Annotated in this window: 1 pseudogene; it reads left to right on the forward strand. The window is 65.0% G+C overall.

Annotation, left to right across the window (positions count from 1 at the left end):
• A pseudogene (locus tag SB753_RS41600) lies at positions 1–234 on the forward strand (patatin-like phospholipase family protein); the annotation flags it as partial.

Below are 234 nucleotides of genomic sequence, written 5' to 3' on the forward strand. Positions count from 1 at the left end.
GGCGCCATCAATGCGGCGCTGTATTTCGGCAACGAGCCGTCGCGCAGGATAGAGCGGCTCAAAACCTTCTGGAATAGCGTGTCGGTGCCCGGCTCCGCGCTGCGCGAGCACGCGTTGCAACTATGGCCGCCGCGCGGCGCGCTCGAACATCGAACGGTGAGACGCATGCTCGCCGAAGCCGATCAAACGTACGCGCTGCAATTCGGTTTGCCGGGGTTCTTCGTGCGGCGCGTG

This window comes from Paraburkholderia sp. SIMBA_053 (genome assembly GCF_046534895.1).
GTDB lineage: Bacteria > Pseudomonadota > Gammaproteobacteria > Burkholderiales > Burkholderiaceae > Paraburkholderia > Paraburkholderia caledonica.